Below are 23,084 nucleotides of genomic sequence, written 5' to 3' on the forward strand. Positions count from 1 at the left end.
GCTCTCGCGGCATCCATGCCGCTCGGCCCACGGAGCGAGACCTGCGTTCAGCCTGCACCCAAGTCGCGATTGGTGTCGTCTGGGCTTTTTGCGTATGAAGATCAAAAGCGCTTTTAAAGCAGATCAGAAGCTTCCCGGCTGAAGCCGGTCCCACAGGGTATATGCGGTGCTTTTTGTGGGACCGGCTTTAGCCCGGAATGGACGCGCAGCGTCCTGGGATGCATACCCACGCGGAGCGTGGGCACGATCATGATTACGCGAGAACACGCGGTCCAATCGTAGGACCGGCTTCAGCCGGGAAGCCTTTGATCTTGATCTTCGTCCGAGATGGTTCAAACACCGCAAAACGCGACTTTGGTGCAGGCCGAACGTAGACGACGCGCAGTGGGCCGAGCCGCATGGATGCGGCGAGAGCGCCGTCAGGACATGGATGTCCGTTCGGCGCGGGCCCACGGAGCGTCGTCGGAGTGAGGGAACCCGACGAAGTCGGGCCCAACCGAGAGCAGGCACCCTTGGTTACTTGGGGTGCTTTTCCAAGTAACTCGCCGAAGGCGAAACAGTCTGCCCCCAGGCAGACGCTGTTGACCTTGATCTCAGCCCTTAAAACTATCCCGCCAGGCCAAAAACCGCCGTTCCAGCATCGCCAGCACCCCATCGGTCAACTTGCCCAACACCGCCAACACAATGATCGCCGCCAGCACAATATCGGGCCGTGACGTCTCGCGCCCATCACTCAGCAAATAGCCCAACCCCTTCGTCGCCGCGATCAACTCCGCCGCCACCAGAAACATCCACGCCAGACTCAACCCCGAGCGCAAGCCGGTGAACAGACCGGGCAGGGCGGCCGGCAAAAACACATGCACGATCATCTGCCGCTGACTGAAGCGAAATATCTGCCCGACCTCCACCAGCTTGCGATCAATATTGCGAATGGCCGCAACGCCGTTCAGGTACACCGGAAAGAACGCCCCGATGGCAATCAACACAATCTTGGAGGTCTCGCCGATCCCCAGCCACAACAGCAACAGCGGCACCCAGGCCAGGCTCGGGATTGAACGCAGCCCCGCGAAGGTCGGCTCCAGATAGGCTTCCGCCTCGCGGCTGAGCCCGACCCACGCCGCGAACACCAGTGCCAGACCTGCGCCGATCACGAACCCGGACAACACCCGTGTCAGACTGGCGCCGATGTGTTTCCACAGGGCACCGTCGGCCAGGTCCGTCAGCGTCGTGGCGATCTCGCTGGGGGCCGGCATCTGGTAGGACTGCACCCAGCCGACGCGGACCGCAATTTCCAGCAACAGCAAAATAGCCACCGGCACGGCAAGGCCCTTCAAGCGGGTTCGCCCATTCCCACGTGCACGCCGCACAACCGGTTGCGCGTCCAACCCCTCGTCCTTCAACACCTGAGCCTTGGGGTTGACGCTGCTTCCGATACCGCCGCCACTGGCTTCGCTGCCCCGCGCGTTGCTCATGGCGTGGCGACGACCGCGTTGCCGAAGCTCGGGTCGATCAACTGATCGATGACCTGGTCGACGTTCGTCCCTTTGCGCACCAACTCTTCGGAAACCAAAATCGGCGCGGCGGCCTTCGACGCGCTAACGTCCTTGTCGGTCAGCAGAGGGTTGCCGAGGTCAGTGCGGCTCAGCTGCAATTTGGCGACATCCAGCGGCAGGCCTGACTCGGTAGCAAGCAATTGCGCCAGCTCGTCCGGATGTTTCAACGACCATTCCCGGGCTTTTTCGTACGCGCCTAGGACGGTTTTGACCGCTTCCGGGTGCTCTTTCCCATAGCGCTCGGTCACGCTGACGACGCCAAAGCTGTTGAAGTCCTTGTTGCGATACAGCAAGCGCGAGCCGGCCTGAATTTCGCTCGCCGCCATGTGCGGATCCAGCCCGGCCCAGGCGTCGACGTCGCCTTTTTCCAGCGCGATACGGCCGTCCGGGTGTTGCAGATGCAAGAGTTCGACATCGTCCTTGGTCAGCTTCGCCTGCTGCAAGGCGCGCAGGGTAAAGAGGTAAGGGTCAGTGCCTTTGGTGGCGGCGATTTTCTTGCCCTTGAGGTCGGCAACACTCTGTAGGGTCGAGTCCTTGCGCACCACCAGCGCGGTCCATTCGGCGCGGCTGTAGACATAAACCGATTTGATCGGGCTGCCGTTGGCCCGCGCCAACACCGCCGAGAGACTGGCGGACGAGGCGAAGTCGACGCCGCCGCTGTTGAGGTATTCCAGTGAGCGGTTGCTGCCCTGGCTGAATACCCAGCTGACTTTGCTTTGGGGCAGCGCTTTTTCCAGCCAACCAAAATGCTTGAGCACCAGACTGACCGGCGAGTAGTAGGCGTAATCCAGGTGCACTTCGGCCGGTGGCGCCTCGGCAGCCAGGGCCAGCGGCTGTAACGTCAATGCGAGAGCCCCGGCGAGTAGTTTGAAGGAAGTCGGCAGGCGGAAAAATGCGGTCATGGGTGAGTGTCCAGTCAAGGGGCGGAAGCTGCGCACGGCTGCTTATGACGAAATCAGCAGTCGGAGCGAATCGGTCTGCTTGATTGGAATATTGCAGGCTTTGTGCCATTGGCTGTTGTGCCCGTGTAGACGCGGATTGACGGGAGTTCAAAGCCGTTCAGGGTGTCCTTGACACTGCAGTCTGTTGATCAGATGTTGCTGGGCAAACAGTCGCACCGGGTCAGGTAATCTCTACGCAAGTCTTTTTTCCCACATCCATGTAGCTGACCGTTCGGCGATTAATTCGCTGAATCAGGCGGTTGCGTGCAACCTCTTGAGCATTTACTCATCTGATGGGCATTCGTTATACGGAAATATTCGCTCGGCATACTGCACCGAGCCGCACGCTGACAAGGACGTTGCATCGGGCGTCACGCCCATCACGAGCCATCAGAACTCCATGCCGATATGAGCCTTTCAACACCTCCTCTGTGGTCCCGCGCAATGCAGCGCATGACTTACTTTCTGTTGCCGACCCTGCTGATCGCATCCGCCATTTTCTGGTTCGCGGCGGGCAAAGGGGTGCATGCCGAGTCCAAGAACGGCACCCAGACCCTGGTGTTTCTGCGCCACGCCGAGAAGCCCGAAACCGGCCTGGGTCAACTGAACTGCCAGGGCCTCAACCGCGCCATCGACCTGTCCACAGTGCTGCCGAACACCTTCGGAAAGGCCGACTTTATCTTCGCGGCCAACCCCAGCCGCCATGTGGAAGAGGGCGAGCACGATCATTCCTACAGCTACCTTCGCCCGCTCATGACCGTCGGCCCCAGCGCGATCAAGCTGGGCCTGCCGGTCAATATCGATTTCGCCGCCAATGACACCGGTGATCTGGCCGATGAGCTGATGCGCGACAAATACCACGACGCCACCATCTACACCGCCTGGTCCCACGGCTACCTGCCGGAGCTGATCAACAAAGTCGCCCAGGAGGCGTCGGGCGAGAAGGTCAAACTGGTCAACGACTGGGTCGCCGAGGACTTCGATTCCGTGCTGGTCCTGACCCTCAAGTGGAACGACGGCAAAGCCACGCTGCAGTACGAAAACTACAAGCAGAACCTTGATGGCGGTGCTGTGGGCTGCCCGAGCTGATGGGCATCCCCGAGATGGCATAGGGGAGGCGACATCCAGTCCTGCAGAGTGCATGCAGTCTCATAGTGGGACCGGCTTCAGCCGGGAAGAGGCCAGTCAGTGCACCCTCAACCCTGCGGTGTGACGCCTGCGGCTCTCCCGACTAAAGCCGGTCCTACGGTCGATAACACCTGATGCGTTCCAGCCCGAAAAATTTGTACGCCTTCATCGATTACGCTAGCGTCACCCGACCCTGACTGCCGGCGGCTCCTCCATGCGTCAATCTCTCCACCCCCACGCTTCGCGTCTGATCCCCTTCCATCCGCCGCTCGACTGGCAGCGCATGCTGGATTTCTTCGCGGCGCGGATGACGGCGGGCGTGGAGGCGGTGGTCGGCGGGGTGTACATGCGCAATATCGACTTCGAGGGCAGCCCCGGTGCCTTGACGGTAGAGATGGCCCCGGACGGGCAGCATCTACTGGCAACCGCCCACGGCGAGGTGAGCCAGCACATTGATCAGATCATCGTCCCGGTTTCGCACCTGTTCGATTTGTACGCCGAACCTCACATCATCGACCAAGCCCTCTCGCAGGACCCCTGGCTGGCCTCGCTGGTGCAGCGTCGTCCGGGGCTGCGCGTGCCGGGGGCGTTTTCCGGGTTCGAGCTGGCGGTGCGCACGATTGTCGGGCAACAGGTCAGCGTCAAGGGTGCGACCACGATTGTCGGTCGCCTGGTCCAGCGCGCCGGAGTTCAGGTCAGCGAAGGTCTGCATGAACAATTGGCCTGGCGATTCCCGACGCCAGACGCCCTGGCGCAGGTCAATCTGGACAAGATCGGTATGCCCGGCAAGCGCGTCGACACCCTGCAGCGTCTCGCCGCGGCGGTGGCCAGTGGCGAGCTATCACTCGAGGTTCGCCATGGCGACATCGGTGATCTGCGGCGACAACTGCTGGCCATGCCCGGTATCGGCCCCTGGACCGTGGAGTACATCGCCATGCGCGCCTGGCGTGACCCGGACGCCTGGCCCGCCGCCGATCTGGTGCTGATGAATCTGATGACCCTGCGAGAGCCCACGCTGCTGCGCCTGCCGCAGCACAAGGCCCGGGCCGAAGCCTGGAAGCCTTGGCGCGCCTATGCCGCGATGCACATCTGGAATTCCGCGGCGGATGCGGCGGGCAAGCAGAAGGGCGGTTAAACCGCGAGTTTGAGCGCAAGAAGCAGGTGGTTCGGGCAGGTCGCGCGAGTAGTATGTCGGCGTACGGCTGATGCCCGGACGATTCCAGATACTCCCGGCGCGGCCGTATCGAGAGCAAAAACCAGAGCAGGAGCCAGAGGATGACCTTCACCTACCGTTTCATCGATTCCCCGGTCGGTCAGTTGAAGCTGATCGCCAATGGCCCGCGTCTGGCCGCCGTGTTGTGGGAAAACGACCGTCCTAATCGCGTGCTGCTCGGGGCGATGAGCGAAGACGCCGGCAGCGATATTCTGGACCGGACCGAGCGGCAGCTCGCCGAATACTTCGCCGGGCAACGACAGCGCTTCGAGCTTGAACTCGAATTCCATGGCACCGCGTTTCAGCAGAAAGTCTGGCAGGCCTTGCTGGAAATTCCCTTCGGCGAAACCCGCCGTTATCTCGACATAGCCCTGCAGATCGGCAACCCCACCGCCGTGCGCGCCGTCGGTGCGGCCAATGGCAGGAACCCGATTTCCATCATCGCCCCCTGCCACCGGGTGATCGGCAGCTCCGGCGCGCTCACCGGTTTTGCCGGTGGCCTCGACGCCAAGCACCTGCTGCTGACGCTTGAGGGTTATCAGCCGGTACAGCGGGGCAAGCGCGTCAAGGCGGTGGCTTCGACCCAGGCCTCACTGTTCTAGACTGGCCCACACAGACACGCACACCCTGAAAGTCACAACCCGCCCAGAAACCGAATCAATGGAGATGATCATGCCCGGTTCCGCTCAGACGTTTCGCTCACTGCACCACCAATCCACCGTTTTGCGCCTGCCCAATGCCTGGGATGCGGGCAGCGCGCGGCTGTTCGAAAGCCTCGGCGCCACCGCCATCGCGACCACCAGCGCCGGTGTCGCGTGGGCGCAGGGTTATGCCGATGGCCGGGTGTTTCCGGTCGACACTGCGGTAAGCGTCGCGGCCAGCATCGCGCGGCTGATCAAGGTGCCGCTGTCGGTCGACATCGAAAACGGCTACTCGGACGACCCGGCAACCGTTGCGGAGAACGTCAAGCGGGTGCTGGACGTCGGGGCGGTCGGCATCAATATCGAGGACGGTTCCGACGCGCCGCAGTTGCTCGCCCGCAAGATCGAGGCGATCAAAAGCATGGCTGCCAACAACGGGCTGGACGTCTTTATCAACGCCCGCACCGACGTTTATCTGGCGAGTCTGGTTCCTGAACATGCGCGGGTCGAAGAAAGCCTTAAACGCGGTCATATGTACCGGGAGGCCGGTGCGGACGGTTTGTTTGTGGCAGCCCTGGTGGATGTCGAGCAGATCAAAGCCGTCGTTGCCGGCATCGATCTGCCCATCAATCTGCTGGCGCGACAAGGACTGCCAGACGCCGACGCACTGGCGCAGCTGGGCGTACGCCGGTTGAGCGCGGGATCCACCATCACGCAGACCTTATGGGGACAGGCCGAGCAGCTGGCGCGCGGCTTTTTGCAGGAAGGGCGGTCGGAGGCGGTCACTGAAGGCAGCCTGACCTATCCGCAGATTCAGGCGCTGTTTGAGCGCTAGACAGGACGCATCGGAAGCCATGAAACGAAGGGCGGCGATTCTCTGGATTCGCCGCTCTGTTACAAAATTTGCGGCGGGATCGACGAGAGGCGCTAGCCAGGTTTAGTCGAGAAGAGTACAAATGTGCTCCATGACGACCCTTTCCCCCAAACGCGCTGCCATCCTCACGTTCATTCGAGATCGCATCGCCCATAATGGCCAGCCTCCCAGCCTGGCTGAAATTTCCGAAGCCTTCGGTTTTGCGTCCCGCAGTGTCGCGCGCAAGCACATCGTGGCGCTGACCGACGCCGGCCTGATCGAAGTCATCGCCAATCAGGCCCGCGGCATCCGGCTGGTGGACACCCGTCCACGGCCACAGATGCTCGACATTCCCGTGCTCGGCCGGGTGGCCGCCGGTGCGCCCATCGGCCCCGACCTCGATAACCACGACATCTTCACCCTGGACAGCCGCACCTTCATGCGCGTCCCGGATTACCTGTTGCGGGTGAGCGGGGATTCGATGATCGACGACGGCATCTTCGATGGCGATCTGGTGGGTATCCTGCAAAGCGCCGACGCCCGCGACGGGCAGATCATCGTGGCACGGCTGGACGGCGAAGTGACCATCAAGCGCCTGGAGCGCGGCGATGATCAGCTGCGTTTGCTGCCGCGCAACCCGGCGTATCAACCGATCATTGTGCGGCCCGACCAGGACTTCGCCATCGAAGGCGTGTTCTGTGGCCTGGTGCGCCGGGAATGATGGGCGCGGTGGTCAGCCTCGACGCGTTGCTGGACGAGCGACGTGTCTGGAAGGGGCGCCAGCAGGTTGCCTCGGTGGCCACGCAGCCCACCGGCCATGCAGCCCTCGACGCCGCGTTGCCCCTGGGTGGCTGGCCCCCTGCGGCGATGACCGAAGTGCTGGTGGCGGCCAACGGCAGTGGTGAGTTGCGGCTGATGTGGCCGACCCTGGCGCGCCTCGCTGACGCCGGCGAGCGTATCGTGCTGGTCGCGCCGCCCTATCTGCCTTATGCCCAGGCCTGGCAGATGGCGGGCATCGACCTGAGGCAGTTGTCGATCATCCACGCCAACGAGCGCGATGCCCTGTGGGCGGTCGAGCAATGCCTGCGTTCGGGCAGTTGCGGCGCAGTGTTGTGCTGGCCGACCAAGGTCGACGACCGTGCCTTGCGTCGGTTGCAGGTGGCCGCTGAAACCGGTGAAACCCTGGCCTTTGCCTGCCGCGGGCATGAGGCGGCAGCCAACCCGTCTCCGGCCGCGCTGCGTATTGCCATCGACGCGCGCCCCAGTCAGTTGCGGGTGCTCAAGTGTCGCGGCGGGCTGGCGCCTTCTTCCCCCGTCCCGTTCACCGCTGACGCTTGAGGTTGCCATGCTCTGGGCCTGTGTCCTCCTGCCGCAGCTGGCGCTGGACGGCGTCATGCGTCGTCGCGAAAACCCTGAAGAACCGCTGGCGCTGATCAGCGGCACGGCCCAGCGCCGGGTGCTGCAGACGGTCAACCCGGCGGCCCGCGCGATGGGCCTGCGTGCCGGCCAGTCGTTGACGGCAGCCCACGCCATGACCCGAGAATTCGCCACCGTCGAATACGACCCGGACGAAACCGAGCGCTGGCACCGTTTACTGGCCGCCTGGGCCTACCGTTTCAGTTCCCATGTCAGCCTCAAATACCCGCGCGTGCTGTTGATGGAGGTTGAATCCAGCTTTGGCCTGTTCGGCCCGTGGCCGATTTTCGAAGCGCGTCTGCGTCAGGAACTGACCGAGCTGGGCTTCAGCCACCGCATCGTCGCGGCGCCCAATCCGCTGGCGGCCCGCATGCTCGCCAACGCCCATGATGGTCTCGCCGTGAGCGATGGCGACTCACTGCATGAGGTGCTGGCTCAGATGCCGGTCAACCGCATCGGCCTGCCAACCGAGGTGGCCACCGCACTGGCGCGCATGGGCCTGCATCGCGTACGGCAGGTCCAGGGGTTGCCCCGTGACACGTTGGCCCGGCGTTTTCCGGCAGCCGTGCTGCAACACCTCGACACCCTGTTCGGGCGCAGGCCCATGGGGCTGGAGTGTTATGTGCCGCCGGACCGTTTCGATACTCGCATTGAGCTCAACTTCGACGTCGAATCCCATCAGGCGCTGCTGTTCCCGCTCAAGCACATGATTGCCGATCTGGCGGTGTTTCTGGCCGGGCGCGACAGCGGCGTGCAACGTTTCGTGATTCATCTGGAGCATGTGCCGAGTGTGGGCAGCGTTGCGCCGGACACGCAGATTCCCGTCGGCCTGCTCAGTGCCGAGCGCGAAGCCAACATGCTGTTCGAGCTGGCGCGCGGGCGTCTGGAGCAAGTCGAAGTGCCGTCGCCGGTGCGCGCACTAAGGTTGCAGGCCAAGGATCTGCCGGCCTTCGTGCCCACCCATCGCGAGCTGTTCGACGACCGTCCGCAGCAGACCATGCCATGGGAGCAGCTGCGCGAGCGCCTGCGCGCACGGCTTGGAGATGAAGCCGTATCAGGCCTGGCTTTCAATGCCGACCATCGTCCGGAACACGCCTCGTTGCCCGCTTCCCCGAGCAAACCGCTGGCGCTGACCCATAAAGTCCCGCGCCCCGGCTGGCTGTTGTCTGAGCCCGAATTACTGACCGAGCCCGGCCTGCGCGTGCTGGCCGGGCCTGAGCGCATCGAGTCGGGCTGGTGGGACGGCGGCGACGTGCGCCGCGATTATTACCTCGTCGAAACCCGCAACGGCCAGCGCGGCTGGGCTTACCGCAGCGTTGGCGACAGCAGCCTGTTGCTGCACGGCTGGTTCGCATGAGCGCGGGATACGCCGAGCTGCATTGCCTGTCGAACTTCAGCTTTCAACGCGGGGCGTCGAGTGCGAAAGAGTTGTTCGAGCGGGCAAAGCTGCATGGGTATCAGGCGCTGGCCATCACCGATGAATGCACCCTGGCGGGCATCGTGCGGGCGTGGCAGGCCGCGAAGGAATGTGAACTGCCACTGATCATCGGCAGCGAAATCGCCATCGAGAACGGACCGAAAGTCGTCTTGCTGGTGGAGAATCTCGCCGGCTACCAGGCCTTGTGTCGCTTGATCACCCAAGGTCGGCGCCGCAGCAAGAAAGGCGAATACCGCTTGCTGCGCGAGGACTTTCAGCCGCCGCTTTCGGGGCTTTTGGCGCTGTGGCTGCCGGATCTTGATCAGGACGTGCCGACACGGCGGGAACAAGGCGACTGGCTGCGCGGGATCTTCCAGCAGAACCTGTGGCTGAGTGTCGAGCTGCATTGCGGTCCGGATGACCGAAAGCGCCTCAACACCTTGCTCGGTATGGCGCGGGCCATGGCGATTCCTGCCGTCGCCAGTGGCGACGTGCACATGCACGCCCGCGGTCGTCGGGCGTTGCAGGACACCATGAGCGCGGTCCGCCATCACACCACCGTGGCGGAGGCAGGGCATCGGCTGTTTGCCAACGGCGAGCGGCATTTGCGACCGCTGTCGGTGCTGGGCGAGCTGTATCCGGCAAGCCTGCTGATTGAAACCCTGAACATTGCCCGGCGTTGCACTTTCGACCTCCGTGAGTTGCGCTACGAATACCCCCACGAACTGGTGCCACCTGACCAGTCCCCCAGCAGTTGGCTGCGGCATCTGACCGAGCAGGGCGCCAGTCGGCGCTGGCCTCAGGGCGTGCCGGAGGTCGCCCGCAGCAACATCGAAAAAGAGCTGAGGGTCATCGCGGCCAAGCGTTACGAGAGTTACTTCCTCACGGTGCATGACATCGTCAGCTTCGCCCGCGAGCAGCACATTCTCTGCCAGGGCCGTGGCTCGGCGGCCAACTCCACAGTGTGTTTCGCTTTGGGCATCACTGAGCTGGACCCGTCAAAAAGCAACCTGCTGTTCGAGCGTTTCATCTCCGAAGAACGCGACGAGCCCCCGGACATCGACGTCGATTTCGAGCACGAACGGCGCGAAGAAGTGCTGCAATACGTGTTCCGTCGATACGGCCGGGGCAGGGCGGCGCTCACCGCCGTTGCCAGTACCTACCACGGTGCGGGTGCGGTCCGGGATGTGGCGCGCGTCCTCGGCTTGCCGCCCGACCAGATCAACGCCCTGGCTGACTGCTTCAGCCGCTGGAGCGACAGCATGCCGCCCGCCGAACGCCTGCGCGAATGCGGTTTTGAACCTGATAGCCCGATTTTGCGCCGGGTGCTGACACTCACCGGTGAACTCATCGGCTTTCCCCGGCATCTGTCCCAGCACCCTGGCGGTTTCGTGATTTCCGAGCACCCGCTGGAAACCCTGGTGCCCGTGGAAAACGCTGCCATGGCGGACCGCACCATCATTCAGTGGGACAAGGACGACCTCGATCTGGTGGGCCTGCTCAAGGTCGATATCCTCGCCTTGGGCATGCTCAGCGCGCTGCGCCGGACCTTCGATCTGGTCAGGGGGTATCGCGGTTACGACCTGACCCTCGCGACCATCCCCGCCGAGGACAAACCGACCTACGACATGATCACCCGCGCCGACACCATCGGCGTGTTCCAGATCGAGTCGCGGGCGCAAATGTCCATGCTGCCGCGCTTGAAACCCAGCACTTTCTACGACCTGGTGATCGAAGTGGCCATCGTCCGGCCCGGGCCGATTCAGGGCGGCATGGTGCATCCGTACCTGCGCCGCAAGAACGGCGAAGAGGAGGTGACGTACCCGTCCGATGAACTGAAAGTGGTGTTCGAGCGCACATTGGGCGTGCCGCTGTTCCAGGAGCAGGTCATGCAACTGGCGATTGTCGCCGCCGATTATTCCCCCGGCGAGGCGGACCAGTTGCGCCGTTCCATGGCGGCCTGGAAACGCCATGGCGGTCTCGAGCCCCATCGCATCCGCCTCAGCGAGCGCATGAAGGAAAAGGGCTACCCCGACGAGTTCATCCAGCGGATTTTCGAGCAGATCAAGGGCTTCGGCAGTTACGGCTTCCCGGAATCCCACGCCGCCAGTTTCGCCCTGCTGACCTACGCCAGTTGCTGGCTGAAATGCCACGAACCGGCGGCGTTTACCTGCGCGCTGATCAATAGCTGGCCGATGGGCTTTTACAGTCCGGATCAATTGCTGCAGGACGCCCGCCGCCACCAGATCGACGTGCACCCGGTGGACGTGCGATACAGCGACTGGGACTGTTCGCTGGAGCCGGTGGCCGGCCGGGAATACAACCAGAACCTGGCGATCCGCATGGGCTTGCGCATGATTCGCGGCTTCCGCGAGGAGGACGCCAGGCGCATCGAGCAGGCGCGCGGCATACGTGATTTCAAGGACGTGGCCGATCTGTGCATCCGCGCCGAACTGGACAATCGGGCCCGTGCTGCGCTGGCCGATTCCGGTGCGCTGCGGGGTCTGGTGGGGCATCGGCACCGGGCGCGTTGGGAGATCGCCGGCGTCGAGATGCAACGGCCGTTGTTCGGCGACGACTGTTTTGGCGAAGAGGCCCAGGTCGCGCTGCCGTTGCCGAGTGTCGCCCAGGACCTTGCAGCCGATTACGACACCCTCGGCACTACGCTCGGCCCGCACCCGTTGGCCCTGCTGCGGCATAAGCTGGCGGCGAAGCGTTTTCGCAGTTCAAAGGATTTGCTGGATGAAGAACATGGTCGGAGCTTCAGCGTCGCCGGGCTTGTCGTCGGTCGACAACGGCCCGGCACCGCCAGTGGCGTGACCTTTGTCACCCTGGAAGACGAGCACGGCATGATCAACGTCGTGGTCTGGCGTGATCTGGCCGAGCGTCAGCGCAAAGTGCTGGTGGGGTCGCAGTTGATGCAGGTGTTCGGCAAGTTCGAATTCCAGAAGGGCGTGCGCCACGTCATCGCCCAGCGATTGTTCGACCTCACGCCGATGCTCACCGGGCTCGACGTGCGCAGTCGGGATTTCAAGTGAACCGCAGGGGGCTGATAAACGCCTGATTGACCGCGATCCTCCTACAGGTTTTCGGCGGGCTCGCGCTCAAGGTCGGACCCCGATCTACTGTAGGAGCCGGCTTGCTGGCGAAAGCGGCATTTGATCCCACACCGCAGTGAGCCGCCGGATTTGTTCGCCAGCAAGCCGGCTCCTACGGGTTATGCACCGTGGTTGAAGTACGCTGGTCGTCTGCTACGGTCCCTCATGCCCGCACCAGAGACAGGCCCTGAACACCTCGGGATTCAGATCTCCACCTTCACAGCCCGCCCGGTCTTGATCGACTCGATGGCGCAGTTGGCCAGATGCAAGGCTCTCAACCCGTCCCGGGCATTGGTCGGTAAGGTTTCGTTGCCGCGCACCGCGTCGATGAACTGGTTCAGCTCGATGCGGTAGGACGCCGCATAGCGCTCAAGGAAGAAATTTTCCAGCGGCTCGCGCACTTCGGTTTGCGTGGCGCTGTAGCTGCGCACGGTGCTCGGGCGATGGTTGTCGTTGAGGATCATGCCCTTGGAGCCGAACACTTCCAGGCGCTGGTCGTAGCCGTACACGGCTTCGCGGCAGCAATTGATGTGGCACTGTTTACCGGAGGCGGTGCGCAGTAGCACCATCACGCTGTCGTAGTCGTCGATCTGCGCGAGCGCGGGCTCCACCAGTCGGCTGGCAATGGCGATCACTTCGACGGGTTCTTCGCCGAGCAAGGTGCGCGCCGTGTCGAAATCATGGATGGTCATGTCGCGGAAGATCCCGCCGGAGTGGGTCAGGTACTCCACCGGTGCCAGCCCCGGATCGCGGCTGGTGATGACCACCTGGCGCACCTCGCCGATGTCCCCCCGGGCAATGGCCTTGCGCATCTGCAGGGTGTCCGGGTCGAAACGGCGGTTGAAACCCAGCATCACCTTACCGTTCAGGCGCTCTATCTCTTCCACTGCGCGGGCGGCTTTGGCGAAATCCAGGTCAATGGGTTTTTCGCACAGCACCGGTTTGCCCAGCTTCACCGCCCGCAGCATCAGGTCGATGTGGGTGTCGGTCGGGGTGCCGATGACAATCGCATCCACGTCGTCCCGGGCAATGGCCTCGGCGCAATCGTAGGCCGCCGCGCAACCCAGCCTGCCGGCCAGGGTGTCGACGCCTTCGCGCCATGGGTCAGCGATCACCGTGAGTTGCACGTTGGGGTTGGCAGCCACATTGGCCGCGTGAATGTTGGCGATACGGCCTGCGCCGAGGACTGCAATGCGTAGCATGGGTGGATCTCCGGGATTGTTGTTATGGGGTGATCGGCGTAACGGGTGCGGCTGCACATCAGTGCGTCAGGTTGAACGGCGTGACCACCTGCACGTGGGAAACGGGAATCGGCACCGCCTTCCACAGGCGATGAAACTGCAGGATGTGCAGAAACGCGTTGCGGGCGTCGACGTGCAGGTTGTGATCGATGATCGCGGCGATTTTTTCTTCCGCCAACAGTTGTCGGTTTTCCTGATCGAGGTCGTGCCCGATAAATACATTCAGGGGGCGATCCAGTGCGGCGAAGGCGTCGACGATCGCGCGGTTGCCGCCGCCGACGCTGTAAATCGCCTTGATCGACGGGTTGTCCTGCAGCGCTTTGGTGACTTTTTCAAAGGTCGGCTCATGCACGCCAAACCCGCCGGTGACGTCGACGACGCGCAGATGGGCCGCACGGCTGCGCAGCCAGGTGCGGAAACCCATTTCCCGCTCTTCCTCGCCGCGAAACAGCTCACTGCTGATCACCACCGCCACGTCTTGTGCTTGCTCGTCCAGCCAGCGCGACATCAGGTACGCCGCCGTTTGCCCGGCCGTGCGGTTGTCCATGCCGATGTAACCGATACGCTCACTCTGGGGCAGGTCGGAAACAAACGTCACCACCGGCACGCCCGCTGCCGTTGCTTCGTTCACCGCTTCGTTGATCGGCAACTCATCCGCCGCTTTGATGATCAGGCCCTGACTGCCTTTTTCGACGCAACGCAGAATCAACTCGTACATCTGCTGCGTGCCGATTTCCTGGTACAGGTGGAAGCGCGGAAAGATTCGAAACGGCGCCAGACTGCCGAGCTGCGCGAGAATCGCTTCCTGCACCGCATCGCTGAAGCGTTTGGGGGTGTGCAGGATGACGTCGATATGAAAGGTGCGGCCCACCGCAGGCCCGGACTTTTCCTGGGCTTCGAGTTCTTCGAGGGCTTGATGAATGCGCCGGTGGGTCTGGTAATGCACGCTGCCGCGCTGATGCAGGACGCGATCGACCGTCGCCTTGCTCACGCCGGCTTGAGTCGCTATCTGCTTGATGGAGAAACGTCTGGCGCGGTCGAGCATGTGAATCCCCTGAAGCCTCTCGGTGAGGTCTTGTTGAGGTCGATTCGGGGCCTCGATGAGGCTGTCGCAATGCTAATCGCTGTTCTATTACTTGTACAGATGGAAATTAAATTCTAAATAGCTGGCTGTGGTTCTGCCGATCGAAGCACCCAATGCCCTTGGCACGGGCTGTGCTGTGCTCAATTTGTCAGATAAAAATCACTCGCCAGGAGCATCCATGTACAAAGACTATCCCGCTGCGTATCAGGTCAGCAAAGGCTCGGCTCTTCAGGTCGACACGGCGTTTTATGAGCGCATCCGCGAGGCGCAGGACAGCCGCACCCTGGTCGAGCAGTTCGAAGTGCCTATCCGCACCGGCCGGGCGTGGAAGGTCAAGGCCGGACAGGTGTTCCGCGTGACCACCCCGGTGGGCCCGCAAGTGGGCGACTTCAACGTCTGGAGCGCCGATGATCCGCGCGAGCGCATGTGGGCCGCGCGCACCCGGCAATTGCAGGGCGCCCATGTCACCACCCACGACCGGTTGTGGTCGAACCTGCCGTTCCTGCGGCCGATGGTCACCATCACCGACGACAGCCTCGCCAGTTATGGCATCGACGAACACGGCGGTCGGCTGCATGACCTGCTCGGTACGCGGTGCGATCCCTACGTCAACAAGATGCTCACCGGCGAAGACTTTCACCACCACTGCCATTCGAATCTGACCCGCGCCGTGTTGCCCCATGGCCTGACCGAATTTGACGTGCACGACGTGCTGAATATCTTCCAGTGCACCGGCTTGAATCACGACGACCTGTATTTCATGAAAGCCTGCCCGGCAAAACAAGGGGACTACCTTGAGTTCTTCGCCGAGATCGACCTGCTCTGCGCCTTGTCGACATGCCCGGGTGGTGACCTGTCCCTGCCGATGTGGGGCCCGGATGCCCAGGACCCGCTGACCGTGTGCCGGCCATTGGGTGTCGAAATCTACGACATTGCTCCGGCGTTGCTGCAAGGCTGGGAGCAGCCCAAACGCGCGGCGTACAACGGTTTGCACGGGTTGAAGATCGACAAGGCGGACTGGGAGAAGTAAGGCCCGACTTTTCGTCGTGTTTCAGTGAGAGGTCGCACAGCTATCTCAACGCCTTCAGGCATCCCGAAACAAGTCGTGGGCGTCGAGCAGGCGCCAGGCGATCTCCGGGGTCTTTTCGAGCCCGCGGCGGATGGCGGCGGGGATGGCGGCGCGGGTCTTGCGGCACATGCCGGGCAGTTCGGCGATGTCGATGACCATGCCGCGCATGCTGCGCACCTCATTGAAGCCGGGGGCGATGTCCACGCGGATGCCGAGCTGATCGAACATCCGCGTTTGCAGGCGCTGCAGATCTTCCAGGCTGGCGATATTTTCCAGGCGGTCGAGCAGGCGCTTCTCTTCCTGGCGGGTCAGGCGAAGGATGCGCACATCTGCCCCGTCCAGCTCCAACAGCCAGTCGCGGTCGCATTGACAGGCGCCGGGCGGGCAGGGCGAGCGGATGGGCAATGGGGAATTCATGGGCTCCGATCATAACCATGCACTGTGGGGATTTATAGCCATCGCACGTGCGATCGTGCTGAAAACTCACATGACTGATTTGGTAAGGCCAATATCTTAATTAGTTAATTGGTCTTGCCAATGGCCGGGCGCCTGTGTAGTTTTTTCCTGCAGCGCCGCACTTGTCATCGTCCAAGCCACTGCAACTGCGGCCCGTGCTTCCAGAATCCTTCCGCCACCTCACAACAACAAGATCACTGCCCGGAAACCTGCGGCCATGGCCGTTTCAGCGTCGCCGGCGTGCCTGGTCTGGAGAGAGAAGATGCTCACCGTCGTCTGCGAAAAACCCGGTTCCCTGCTGGCCCTCGACCGTCCGAAACCCGAACGCGCACCCGGCGAGACGCTGGTCCGCATCAAGCGGGTCGGGGTCTGTGGCACCGATCTGCACATCTTCAATGGCAATCAGCCGTTCCTCGAATACCCCCGGGTCATGGGCCATGAGTTCTCCGGCATCGTCGAAGCAAGCGAGGCGGGCAGTGGGCTGGAACCCGGCGACGTGGTGTATGTGATGCCGTACCTGTCCTGTGGCGACTGCATTGCCTGCCGTCAGGGCAAGACCAATTGCTGCGTGCGTATTCAAGTGCTGGGCGTCCACCGTGACGGCGCATTTACCGAATACCTGAGCCTGCCCCACGGCTTCGTGCTCAAGGCCGGCGGGGTGACGCTGGATCAGGCGGCCATGATCGAATTTCTGTCCATTGGTGCCCACGCGGTGCGTCGCTCGGACGTGCAATCCGGCCAGCGCGCGCTGGTGGTCGGCACCGGCCCGATCGGCATGGCCGTGGCGATTTTCTCCCGCCTGCGGGGCGCCAAAGTCACCGTGCTGGACACCCGCGAGGATCGCCTGACGTTCTGCAAACAGCACCTGCAGATCGACTCGGCTGTGCTGATTGGCGAAGACGACAAGCAGCAACTGGAGCAACTGACCGAGGGCGAATTCTTCGATGTGGTGTACGACGCCACGGGCAACGCCAAGGCCATGGAGCGCGGTTTCGAGTTCATCGCCCACGGTGGCAAATACGTGCTGGTGTCCATCGTTCGCGACACCATCAGCTTCTCCGACCCCGAATTTCACAAGCGCGAAGCGACGCTCATGGGCAGCCGCAACGCCACCGTCGAAGACTTCCGCTACGTCGAGCAATGCCTGCGCGACGGCCTGATCCCGGACGCCGCGCTGAATACTCACCGCATGGCCCTGAGCGAGGTGACCGAGCGCTTCACCACGCTGCTCGACCCTGCGCAGCGCGTCGTCAAAGCCATCGTCGAATGCTAGGAGACGCGGGCATGAGTGCAACCCCGTTCACCCCCATCCTGCAGTTCGGTACCAGCCGTTTTCTTCAGGCCCATGCCGACCTGTTCATTTCCCAAGCCCTGGAGAAGGGCGAAGCGCTGGGCAGAATCACCGTCGTGCAAACCACCGGCAGCGCCGACAGCGCACAGCGGGTTGCGGCGCTGGCCGGTGGCACGGGTTATCCGGTGCGCATTCAAGGCGCGGAAAACGGCCGCACGGTGGATGAAGAGCTCTGGTCGACATCGATTGCCGGGGCGCTGCAAGCCGGCCCCGATTGGTCGGCGATTCGTCAGGGGATACGGCGCGACGTGCAGGTGGTGATTTCCAATACGGGCGACAAAGGCTACCTGCTGGATGCGACGGACACGGCGTCTTGCCTGGTTGCCGATGCGCCGACGCCCCGGAGTTTTCCGGCGAAACTGCTGGTGTTGCTCCATGACCGCTGGCAGACGAATCCTGATGAGCCGTTGTCGCTGTTTCCCTGTGAGCTGGTTTCACGCAACGGCGACGTGCTGCGCGACCTGATCATTGAGCTGGCGGCGGCGTGGGGCATCGACGCCGGGTTCGCGCACTATCTGCGGGAGACATGTCGCTGGGCGAATTCCCTGGTCGACCGTATCGTCTCGCAGCCCATTCAGCCGGTGGGTGCCATCGCCGAGCCGTACGCGATCTGGGCGATTGAGCGTCAGCCGGGGCTTGTGCTGCCGTGTACGCACCCTTGCCTGGTGGTGACGGACGAGTTGGAGCAGTACGAGCAGTTCAAGCTGTTCATGCTCAATCTCGGGCACACCTGGCTGGCGGAGCGTTGGTTGAAAGATGGCCGGCCTGAGGGTGAGACGGTGTTTCAGGCAATGAATGATCCGCTGCTGCGCGAGAGTCTGGAGGACCTGTGGGAGCGGGAGGTGCTGCCGGTGTTTGCAGCGAAGGGGCAACGGGATCAGGCCCGGGATTATCTGGCCAGCGTTCGTGACCGTTTTCTCAACCCGTTTCTGCAGCACCGGATTGCCGACATCGCGCAGAACCACGAAGAGAAGAAACGCCGCAGGTTCTTGCCGGTGGTGGAGATGGGGCAGGGCCTTGCCGGGTTGGAGCAGCCGAAGCTCAAGGGCGCGTTGGCCGATTGATGCCGGCTGGCACACCACGCACCAAATAGTGGGATCGGCTTCAGCCGGGAAGACGGCAATTGGCACATCGCAAAATTGAGGGTGAACGCACCGGCCTCTTCCCGGCTAAAGCCCGTCCTACTAAATGGGATGCATGCATTGATGATCGTCCCCACGCTCCGCGTGGGAATGCCGCCCGGGACGCTCCGCGTCCCCTCGTGTGACGCAGAGCGTCAGGGGATGTGTTCCCACGCGGAGCGTGGGGAACAATCATAAATTAAGGTTGTTCGCAGACTGCAGGCCACCCAGCAAGGCATCCCAATGCCTGTGATATCCTCCGGCGCATCCTGATGGAACGTGATTGATGACCGCGCCAAGCCCTGCACCCGAACGCCGCCTGTACCAGATCACCGCCGACCGTTTGCGCGAGCACATTCGCAAGCATGGCATCGCCCCCGGCGCGCGGCTGCCTCCGGAGCGCGATCTGGCGCAGTTGCTCGGCGTCTCTCGTCCGTCCCTGCGCGAAGCCCTGATCGCTCTGGAAATCGAAGGCAGCGTCGAAATCCGCATGGGTTCCGGCATCTACGTCTGTGAGCACCTGCTGGGCGTCAAAGGCAAAACCCGCACGCTGGGAGAGAGTCCGTCCGAGCTGATGCAGGCCCGGGCGTTGATCGAAGGTGAGAGCGTGATGCTGGCCTGTCTACACGGCAGCAAGGCTGATTTTCGCTACCTGCAGGGCTGCATCGACAAGATGCGCGAAGGTGCGCTCAAAGGTGTGCCGGCGCTGGACGACGACCGCAAATTCCACCAGCGACTGGCGAAAATGAGCGGCAACTCGACCCTCGTGCGCATCATCACCTCGTTGTTCGAAGAGCGTTATAGCCCGCTTACCGCCCACGTCAGCGAACACTCCGAAACCACCGAAACCTGGGCCATGGCCGTGGCCGAGCACGAAGCGATTCTGCACGCCGTCCAGACCCGCGACCTGATCGGCGCCCAGACCGCCATGCGCGAACACCTGCGCCGCTCCGAAGCGCGCTGGCTGGACGGGATGGAAGCGGAATTGCGTTAGAGCCGGGTCCCTCGGCGCTTCATGACACCCCAGACGCCTTCGCACGCTGGCTTAACGCCGAATCGCCTGTGAGCCGGATCAAACTGTAGGAGCGCGCTTGCCCGCGAAACCGTTGGTACATCCGACGCATCTCCAGGGTCTGGACACACGCGTTCGCGGGCAAGCGCGCTCCTACAGGTCGTGTCGCTTCTGAGGGCGGTTTCCGATCCCGGATATCAAGCCCAATGAGCTACGAGCTACGAGCTACGAGCCTCACGCCATCGTTTTGCGAATCCCTTCCCACAAGCCATTCAAATACACCGCGCCTAGCGCACGGTCGTACAGGCCGTAGCCCGGCTTGCCGGTTTCGCCCCAGATCATGCGGCCGTGGTCGGGGCGGTAATACCCCTCGAAACCCGTTTCTACGTATGCCTTGACGATCTCGGCCATGTCCAGCGAGCCGTCTTCGGAGCGGTGCGCGGTCTCGTAAAAATCACCGGCTTCGTTGACCTTCACGTTGCGCAGATGGGCGAAGTGAATGCGCCCCTGACCGCCGAATTCCCGCACGAGCGAGGGAATGTCGTTGCCCAGATCCGCGCCGAGTGAACCTGAACACAGGGTCAAGCCATTGGCCGGGTCATCCACCATCGCCAGAATGTGCGCCAGGTCCTCGCGGTTCTTCACCACCCGTGGCATGCCGAACATCGAACGCGGCGGATCGTCCGGGTGCAGGGCCATCTTGATCCCGGCATCTTTGGCCACCGGAATGATGCGCTCGAGAAAGTACGCCAGCCGTTCGCGCAAAGTGGCTTCATCGACCTGGGCATATTCGTTGATCAGCGCGCGCAGGACTTGCGGCTCATAGCTGACGTCCCAGCCCGGCAGGGTGATGCCGTTATCGAGGTTCGCCTGCTCGATCACCGCCACGTCGAACGCCAGGGTGGTCGAACCGTCCGGCAACTCCATGGCCAGGGTCGATCGGGTCCAGTCGAACACCGGCATGAAGTTGTAGCAGACCACTTTGATCCCGCAGGCCGCCAGGTTGCGCAGGGTCTGGCCGTAGTTGTCGATCAACTGATCGCGGGAAGGCAAACCGCGCTTGATGTCTTCGTGGACCGGCACGCTCTCGATGACCTCCAGCTCAAGCCCGTGGGCATTCACCGTGGCCTTGAGAGCGGCGATCTTGTCCAGCGGCCAGACCTCGCCCACCGGAATGTCGTAGATCGCCGAGACCACGCCGGTCATCCCGGGGATCTGGCGGATGTAGGGCAGGGTGACGGGATCGCTGTCGCCGAACCAACGGAAGGTCATCTTCATTGCGCAGTCCTTGTTGTTATGGGGCAGGCCGCTCAAGACCGCCAGTGCTTCACCACCAGCGGCCCGATATGGCGTGCGCAGCAGCATAGATTGGTCAGGCCAAATTATGCAAACCCCGACCGTCGAGTCGTAAACTGGCAAATAAATCGCCTTTTCGATTTCCCTAACCCGGTTTGCGGGTCTAGTATCGGCTGCATTCGGATATTTGGTCAGGCCAATTCTGCCGTTCTTCAGGGGATGCGTTATCCCTCGCCGAGCAGCGCGTGAATCAGGGCCCGGGCGCTATACGAAGCTCTAACGACGTCTTACTCATAAAAATAATTAGGAGGACTCGCCATGCAGAAAGGGCGCTGGTTGGTAATTTTTCTGTGCTTCCTCGCGGTGGCCATCAACTACATCGACAGGGCCAACCTCGCGGTTGCCGCCCCCTACATCCAGAAAGAGCTCGCCTTGGGCTCAGGGCAAATGGGCCTGCTGCTCAGCGGCTTCTTCTGGACCTACGCACTCATGCAAATGCCGTTTGGCTGGTTCGTCGACAAGGTCGGCGCGCGCATCGCGCTGCCCCTCGCGGTGGCCTGGTGGTCGCTGTTCACAGCGGCAACGGCGGCGGCCAGCAGCCTGGCATCGATGTTCGGTTGCCGGCTGATGCTCGGCGTGGGGGAGGCGGGGGCCTATCCGTCCTGCGCAAAAATCGTCAGCCAGTGGTTCGACGTGAAGGAGCGTGGCTTTGCCACCAGCATCTTCGACAGCGGTTCGCGGGTCGGCTCGGCGCTGTCCATCCCGTTGGTGGCGCTGATCATCGAGCTGTGGGGCTGGCGCGCGTCGTTCATCATTACCGGCGCAGTGGGTCTGATCTGGGTTGTGGGCTGGTTCCTGATCTACAAAGAGCCTCAAGCCGTTGCGGCCATCGAGCAACACGAAGCGGGCAAGGCGGCCACACTCGCCGCGCGGCCGAAAGTGAAATGGGCGTCGCTGTTTCGTCACCGCACCCTGTGGGGGATGATGCTGGGCTTCTTCTGCCTGAACTTCGTGATCTATTTCTTCATCACCTGGTTTCCGACCTACCTGGTCACCGAACGCGGTTTCTCGCTGAAATCCCTCGGCACGCTGGGCACCATTCCGGCGGTGGCGTCCATCGTCGGCGGCTGGATTGGCGGGCTGACGTCCGACGCGCTGTATCGCCGGGGCTGGAGCCTCACTGCGGCGCGCAAGACCTGCATCGTCGGCGGCATGCTGATGTCGTCGAGCATTTCCCTGTCAGTGTTCGTGGATAGCACCTGGGCGATGCTCGGCTTTTTCAGTCTGGCCTACGCAAGTCTGGCGTTCGCCGGCGCGAGCATCTGGTGCCTGCCAGCCGACGTGGCGCCATCGCCTGCTCACGTGGCGTCGATCGGTGGTATACAGAACTTTGCGTCGAACACCGCCGGGATCTTCATCACCACCTTCACCGGTTTCATGCTGGTGATCGGCAACGGCTCGTTCACCGCGCCGCTGCTCACCGCCGGGGCGTTTGCGCTGTTGGGGGCGTTCAGCTATCTGTTCATTGTCGGCAAGATCGAGCCGTTTTCCACGACGCCGGAGGGTGCCGCGCCGCTGGACACGCCAGCGGTCGCCCAGCGCACCTGAGTGTTGAAACGGATGCGGGCCTCACTTCTGTGGTGTGCCCACTGACGCTTTCCCGGCTAAAGCCGGTCCCACAAGTCGGCGTTCCGGCCAGTCCCATTGAATGCACGCGAATGCCTTAGTGGGACCAGCTTCAGCCGGGAAGAGGCCAGTGTAGGCACCCTCACGTTCGCGGTGTGCCCACTGACGCTTTCCCGGCTAAAGCCGGTCCCACAGGTCGGCGTTCCAGCCAGTCCCGTTGAATGCACGCGGACGCTTTAGTGGGACCGGCTTTAGTCGGGAAGAGGCCAGCGCAGGCACCGTCACCTTTGCGGTGTAACCACTGACGCTTTCCCGGCTAAAGCCGGTCCCACAACTCGGCGTTCCAGCCAGTCCCATTGAATGCACGCGGACGCTTTAGTGGGACCGGCTTTAGCCGGGAAGAGGCCAGTGCAGGCACCGTCACGTTCGTGGTGTAACCACTGACGCTTTCCCGGCTAAAGCCGGTCCCACAAGTCGGCGTTCCGGCCAGTCCCATTGAATGCACGCGGATGCTTTAGTGGGGGGGGGTTTTTTTCGTTAGGAGAATGTGGTTGTATCATCCACTTTT

19 protein-coding genes are annotated in these 23,084 nt (G+C 62.7%); 13 read left to right on the forward strand and 6 right to left on the reverse strand.

Annotation, left to right across the window (positions count from 1 at the left end; translation table 11 throughout):
• Positions 1-593: 593 nt before the first annotated feature.
• Both ACQKEN_RS24300 and ACQKEN_RS24305 read right to left on the reverse strand, forming a co-directional pair.
• Positions 594-1,472 (reverse strand): ABC transporter permease, encoded by an 879-nt coding sequence (locus ACQKEN_RS24300; protein ID WP_427689354.1) that lies wholly within the window; start codon positions 1,470-1,472, stop codon positions 594-596.
• Positions 1,469-2,455, reverse strand: a complete 987-nt coding sequence (locus ACQKEN_RS24305; protein ID WP_427689355.1) for an aliphatic sulfonate ABC transporter substrate-binding protein — start codon at positions 2,453-2,455, stop codon at positions 1,469-1,471. The genes ACQKEN_RS24300 and ACQKEN_RS24305 overlap by 4 nt, the downstream gene beginning before the upstream one ends.
• A gap of 483 nt (positions 2,456-2,938) precedes the next feature.
• Between ACQKEN_RS24305 and ACQKEN_RS24310 the strand changes: the two genes are divergently transcribed.
• From ACQKEN_RS24310 to ACQKEN_RS24345, 8 genes are all read left to right on the forward strand, one after another.
• Positions 2,939-3,583 carry a hypothetical protein gene (locus ACQKEN_RS24310; RefSeq protein WP_427689356.1) on the forward strand — a complete coding sequence of 215 codons (645 nt, stop codon included), beginning with the start codon at positions 2,939-2,941 and terminating at the stop codon, positions 3,581-3,583.
• 253 nt (positions 3,584-3,836) lie between these two features.
• Positions 3,837-4,757: a DNA-3-methyladenine glycosylase family protein gene (locus tag ACQKEN_RS24315; protein WP_427689357.1), complete on the forward strand. Its 921-nt coding sequence runs from the start codon at positions 3,837-3,839 to the stop codon at positions 4,755-4,757.
• Positions 4,758-4,897: 140 nt separating this feature from the next.
• The gene (locus ACQKEN_RS24320) at positions 4,898-5,437 is read left to right on the forward strand and encodes a methylated-DNA--[protein]-cysteine S-methyltransferase (RefSeq protein ID WP_427689358.1); all 540 of its coding nucleotides are present in this window, start codon (positions 4,898-4,900) and stop codon (positions 5,435-5,437) included.
• A 70-nt stretch (positions 5,438-5,507) separates the two neighbouring features.
• On the forward strand, positions 5,508-6,311 hold the full coding sequence (locus ACQKEN_RS24325) for an isocitrate lyase/PEP mutase family protein (RefSeq protein ID WP_427689359.1): 804 nt from the start codon (positions 5,508-5,510) through the stop codon (positions 6,309-6,311).
• A 121-nt stretch (positions 6,312-6,432) separates the two neighbouring features.
• Positions 6,433-7,050, forward strand: a complete 618-nt coding sequence (lexA, locus tag ACQKEN_RS24330; RefSeq protein WP_427689360.1) for a transcriptional repressor LexA — start codon at positions 6,433-6,435, stop codon at positions 7,048-7,050.
• Complete coding sequence (gene imuA, locus ACQKEN_RS24335; protein ID WP_427689369.1) at positions 7,050-7,667, forward strand: translesion DNA synthesis-associated protein ImuA; 618 nt, start codon at positions 7,050-7,052, stop codon at positions 7,665-7,667. The genes lexA and imuA overlap by 1 nt, the downstream gene beginning before the upstream one ends.
• 7 nt (positions 7,668-7,674) lie before the next feature.
• Entirely contained in the window at positions 7,675-9,102 is a 1,428-nt protein-coding gene (locus ACQKEN_RS24340) for a Y-family DNA polymerase (RefSeq protein WP_427689361.1), read from the forward strand.
• Positions 9,099-12,200 (forward strand): error-prone DNA polymerase, encoded by a 3,102-nt coding sequence (locus tag ACQKEN_RS24345; RefSeq protein WP_427689362.1) that lies wholly within the window; start codon positions 9,099-9,101, stop codon positions 12,198-12,200. Before ACQKEN_RS24340 ends, ACQKEN_RS24345 begins: the two co-directional genes overlap by 4 nt.
• Positions 12,201-12,463: 263 nt before the next feature.
• Here the strand turns inward: ACQKEN_RS24345 and iolG are convergent, their stop codons facing one another.
• Positions 12,464-13,462 carry an inositol 2-dehydrogenase gene (iolG, locus tag ACQKEN_RS24350; RefSeq protein WP_427689363.1) on the reverse strand — a complete coding sequence of 333 codons (999 nt, stop codon included), beginning with the start codon at positions 13,460-13,462 and terminating at the stop codon, positions 12,464-12,466.
• Positions 13,463-13,520: 58 nt separating this feature from the next.
• Positions 13,521-14,546, reverse strand: a complete 1,026-nt coding sequence (locus ACQKEN_RS24355; RefSeq protein WP_074883009.1) for a LacI family DNA-binding transcriptional regulator — start codon at positions 14,544-14,546, stop codon at positions 13,521-13,523.
• Positions 14,547-14,763: 217 nt separating this feature from the next.
• Between ACQKEN_RS24355 and ACQKEN_RS24360 the strand changes: the two genes are divergently transcribed.
• Complete coding sequence (locus ACQKEN_RS24360) at positions 14,764-15,615, forward strand: urea carboxylase-associated family protein (protein WP_427689364.1); 852 nt, start codon at positions 14,764-14,766, stop codon at positions 15,613-15,615.
• 54 nt (positions 15,616-15,669) lie between these two features.
• Here the strand turns inward: ACQKEN_RS24360 and ACQKEN_RS24365 are convergent, their stop codons facing one another.
• Complete coding sequence (locus ACQKEN_RS24365; protein ID WP_427689365.1) at positions 15,670-16,071, reverse strand: hypothetical protein; 402 nt, start codon at positions 16,069-16,071, stop codon at positions 15,670-15,672.
• Positions 16,072-16,372: 301 nt separating this feature from the next.
• Here ACQKEN_RS24365 and ACQKEN_RS24370 point away from each other — a divergent pair, with 301 nt between their 5' ends.
• The 3 genes from ACQKEN_RS24370 (at position 16,373) to ACQKEN_RS24380 (ending at position 19,576) form a co-directional block, all read left to right on the forward strand.
• A complete protein-coding gene (locus ACQKEN_RS24370) occupies positions 16,373-17,383 on the forward strand; it encodes a zinc-binding alcohol dehydrogenase family protein (RefSeq protein ID WP_427689370.1) in 1,011 nt (336 codons plus the stop codon).
• Positions 17,384-17,394: 11 nt separating this feature from the next.
• Positions 17,395-18,525 carry a mannitol dehydrogenase family protein gene (locus ACQKEN_RS24375; protein ID WP_427689366.1) on the forward strand — a complete coding sequence of 377 codons (1,131 nt, stop codon included), beginning with the start codon at positions 17,395-17,397 and terminating at the stop codon, positions 18,523-18,525.
• 343 nt (positions 18,526-18,868) lie between these two features.
• Complete coding sequence (locus tag ACQKEN_RS24380; RefSeq protein ID WP_427689367.1) at positions 18,869-19,576, forward strand: FadR/GntR family transcriptional regulator; 708 nt, start codon at positions 18,869-18,871, stop codon at positions 19,574-19,576.
• Between the two features lie 252 nt (positions 19,577-19,828).
• Here the strand turns inward: ACQKEN_RS24380 and uxuA are convergent, their stop codons facing one another.
• A complete protein-coding gene (gene uxuA / locus ACQKEN_RS24385; protein WP_427689368.1) occupies positions 19,829-20,872 on the reverse strand; it encodes a mannonate dehydratase in 1,044 nt (347 codons plus the stop codon).
• A 336-nt stretch (positions 20,873-21,208) separates the two neighbouring features.
• Between uxuA and ACQKEN_RS24390 the strand changes: the two genes are divergently transcribed.
• On the forward strand, positions 21,209-22,498 hold the full coding sequence (locus ACQKEN_RS24390; RefSeq protein WP_074883026.1) for an MFS transporter: 1,290 nt from the start codon (positions 21,209-21,211) through the stop codon (positions 22,496-22,498).
• Positions 22,499-23,084 lie beyond the last annotated feature (586 nt).

It is taken from the genome of Pseudomonas sp. NPDC078416 (assembly GCF_050268485.1).
Classification (GTDB): domain Bacteria; phylum Pseudomonadota; class Gammaproteobacteria; order Pseudomonadales; family Pseudomonadaceae; genus Aquipseudomonas.

Coding starts and splice junctions, on each gene's coding strand:
- ACQKEN_RS24300 (WP_427689354.1), bottom strand. CDS start 1,472: ATGAGCAACGCGCGGGGCAGCGAAGCCAGTGGCGGCGGTATCGGAAGC.
- ACQKEN_RS24305 (WP_427689355.1), bottom strand. CDS start 2,455: ATGACCGCATTTTTCCGCCTGCCGACTTCCTTCAAACTACTCGCCGGG.
- ACQKEN_RS24310 (WP_427689356.1), top strand. CDS start 2,939: ATGCAGCGCATGACTTACTTTCTGTTGCCGACCCTGCTGATCGCATCC.
- ACQKEN_RS24315 (WP_427689357.1), top strand. CDS start 3,837: ATGCGTCAATCTCTCCACCCCCACGCTTCGCGTCTGATCCCCTTCCAT.
- ACQKEN_RS24320 (WP_427689358.1), top strand. CDS start 4,898: ATGACCTTCACCTACCGTTTCATCGATTCCCCGGTCGGTCAGTTGAAG.
- ACQKEN_RS24325 (WP_427689359.1), top strand. CDS start 5,508: ATGCCCGGTTCCGCTCAGACGTTTCGCTCACTGCACCACCAATCCACC.
- lexA (WP_427689360.1), top strand. CDS start 6,433: ATGTGCTCCATGACGACCCTTTCCCCCAAACGCGCTGCCATCCTCACG.
- imuA (WP_427689369.1), top strand. CDS start 7,050: ATGGGCGCGGTGGTCAGCCTCGACGCGTTGCTGGACGAGCGACGTGTC.
- ACQKEN_RS24340 (WP_427689361.1), top strand. CDS start 7,675: ATGCTCTGGGCCTGTGTCCTCCTGCCGCAGCTGGCGCTGGACGGCGTC.
- ACQKEN_RS24345 (WP_427689362.1), top strand. CDS start 9,099: ATGAGCGCGGGATACGCCGAGCTGCATTGCCTGTCGAACTTCAGCTTT.
- iolG (WP_427689363.1), bottom strand. CDS start 13,462: ATGCTACGCATTGCAGTCCTCGGCGCAGGCCGTATCGCCAACATTCAC.
- ACQKEN_RS24355 (WP_074883009.1), bottom strand. CDS start 14,546: ATGCTCGACCGCGCCAGACGTTTCTCCATCAAGCAGATAGCGACTCAA.
- ACQKEN_RS24360 (WP_427689364.1), top strand. CDS start 14,764: ATGTACAAAGACTATCCCGCTGCGTATCAGGTCAGCAAAGGCTCGGCT.
- ACQKEN_RS24365 (WP_427689365.1), bottom strand. CDS start 16,071: ATGAATTCCCCATTGCCCATCCGCTCGCCCTGCCCGCCCGGCGCCTGT.
- ACQKEN_RS24370 (WP_427689370.1), top strand. CDS start 16,373: ATGCTCACCGTCGTCTGCGAAAAACCCGGTTCCCTGCTGGCCCTCGAC.
- ACQKEN_RS24375 (WP_427689366.1), top strand. CDS start 17,395: ATGAGTGCAACCCCGTTCACCCCCATCCTGCAGTTCGGTACCAGCCGT.
- ACQKEN_RS24380 (WP_427689367.1), top strand. CDS start 18,869: ATGACCGCGCCAAGCCCTGCACCCGAACGCCGCCTGTACCAGATCACC.
- uxuA (WP_427689368.1), bottom strand. CDS start 20,872: ATGAAGATGACCTTCCGTTGGTTCGGCGACAGCGATCCCGTCACCCTG.
- ACQKEN_RS24390 (WP_074883026.1), top strand. CDS start 21,209: ATGCAGAAAGGGCGCTGGTTGGTAATTTTTCTGTGCTTCCTCGCGGTG.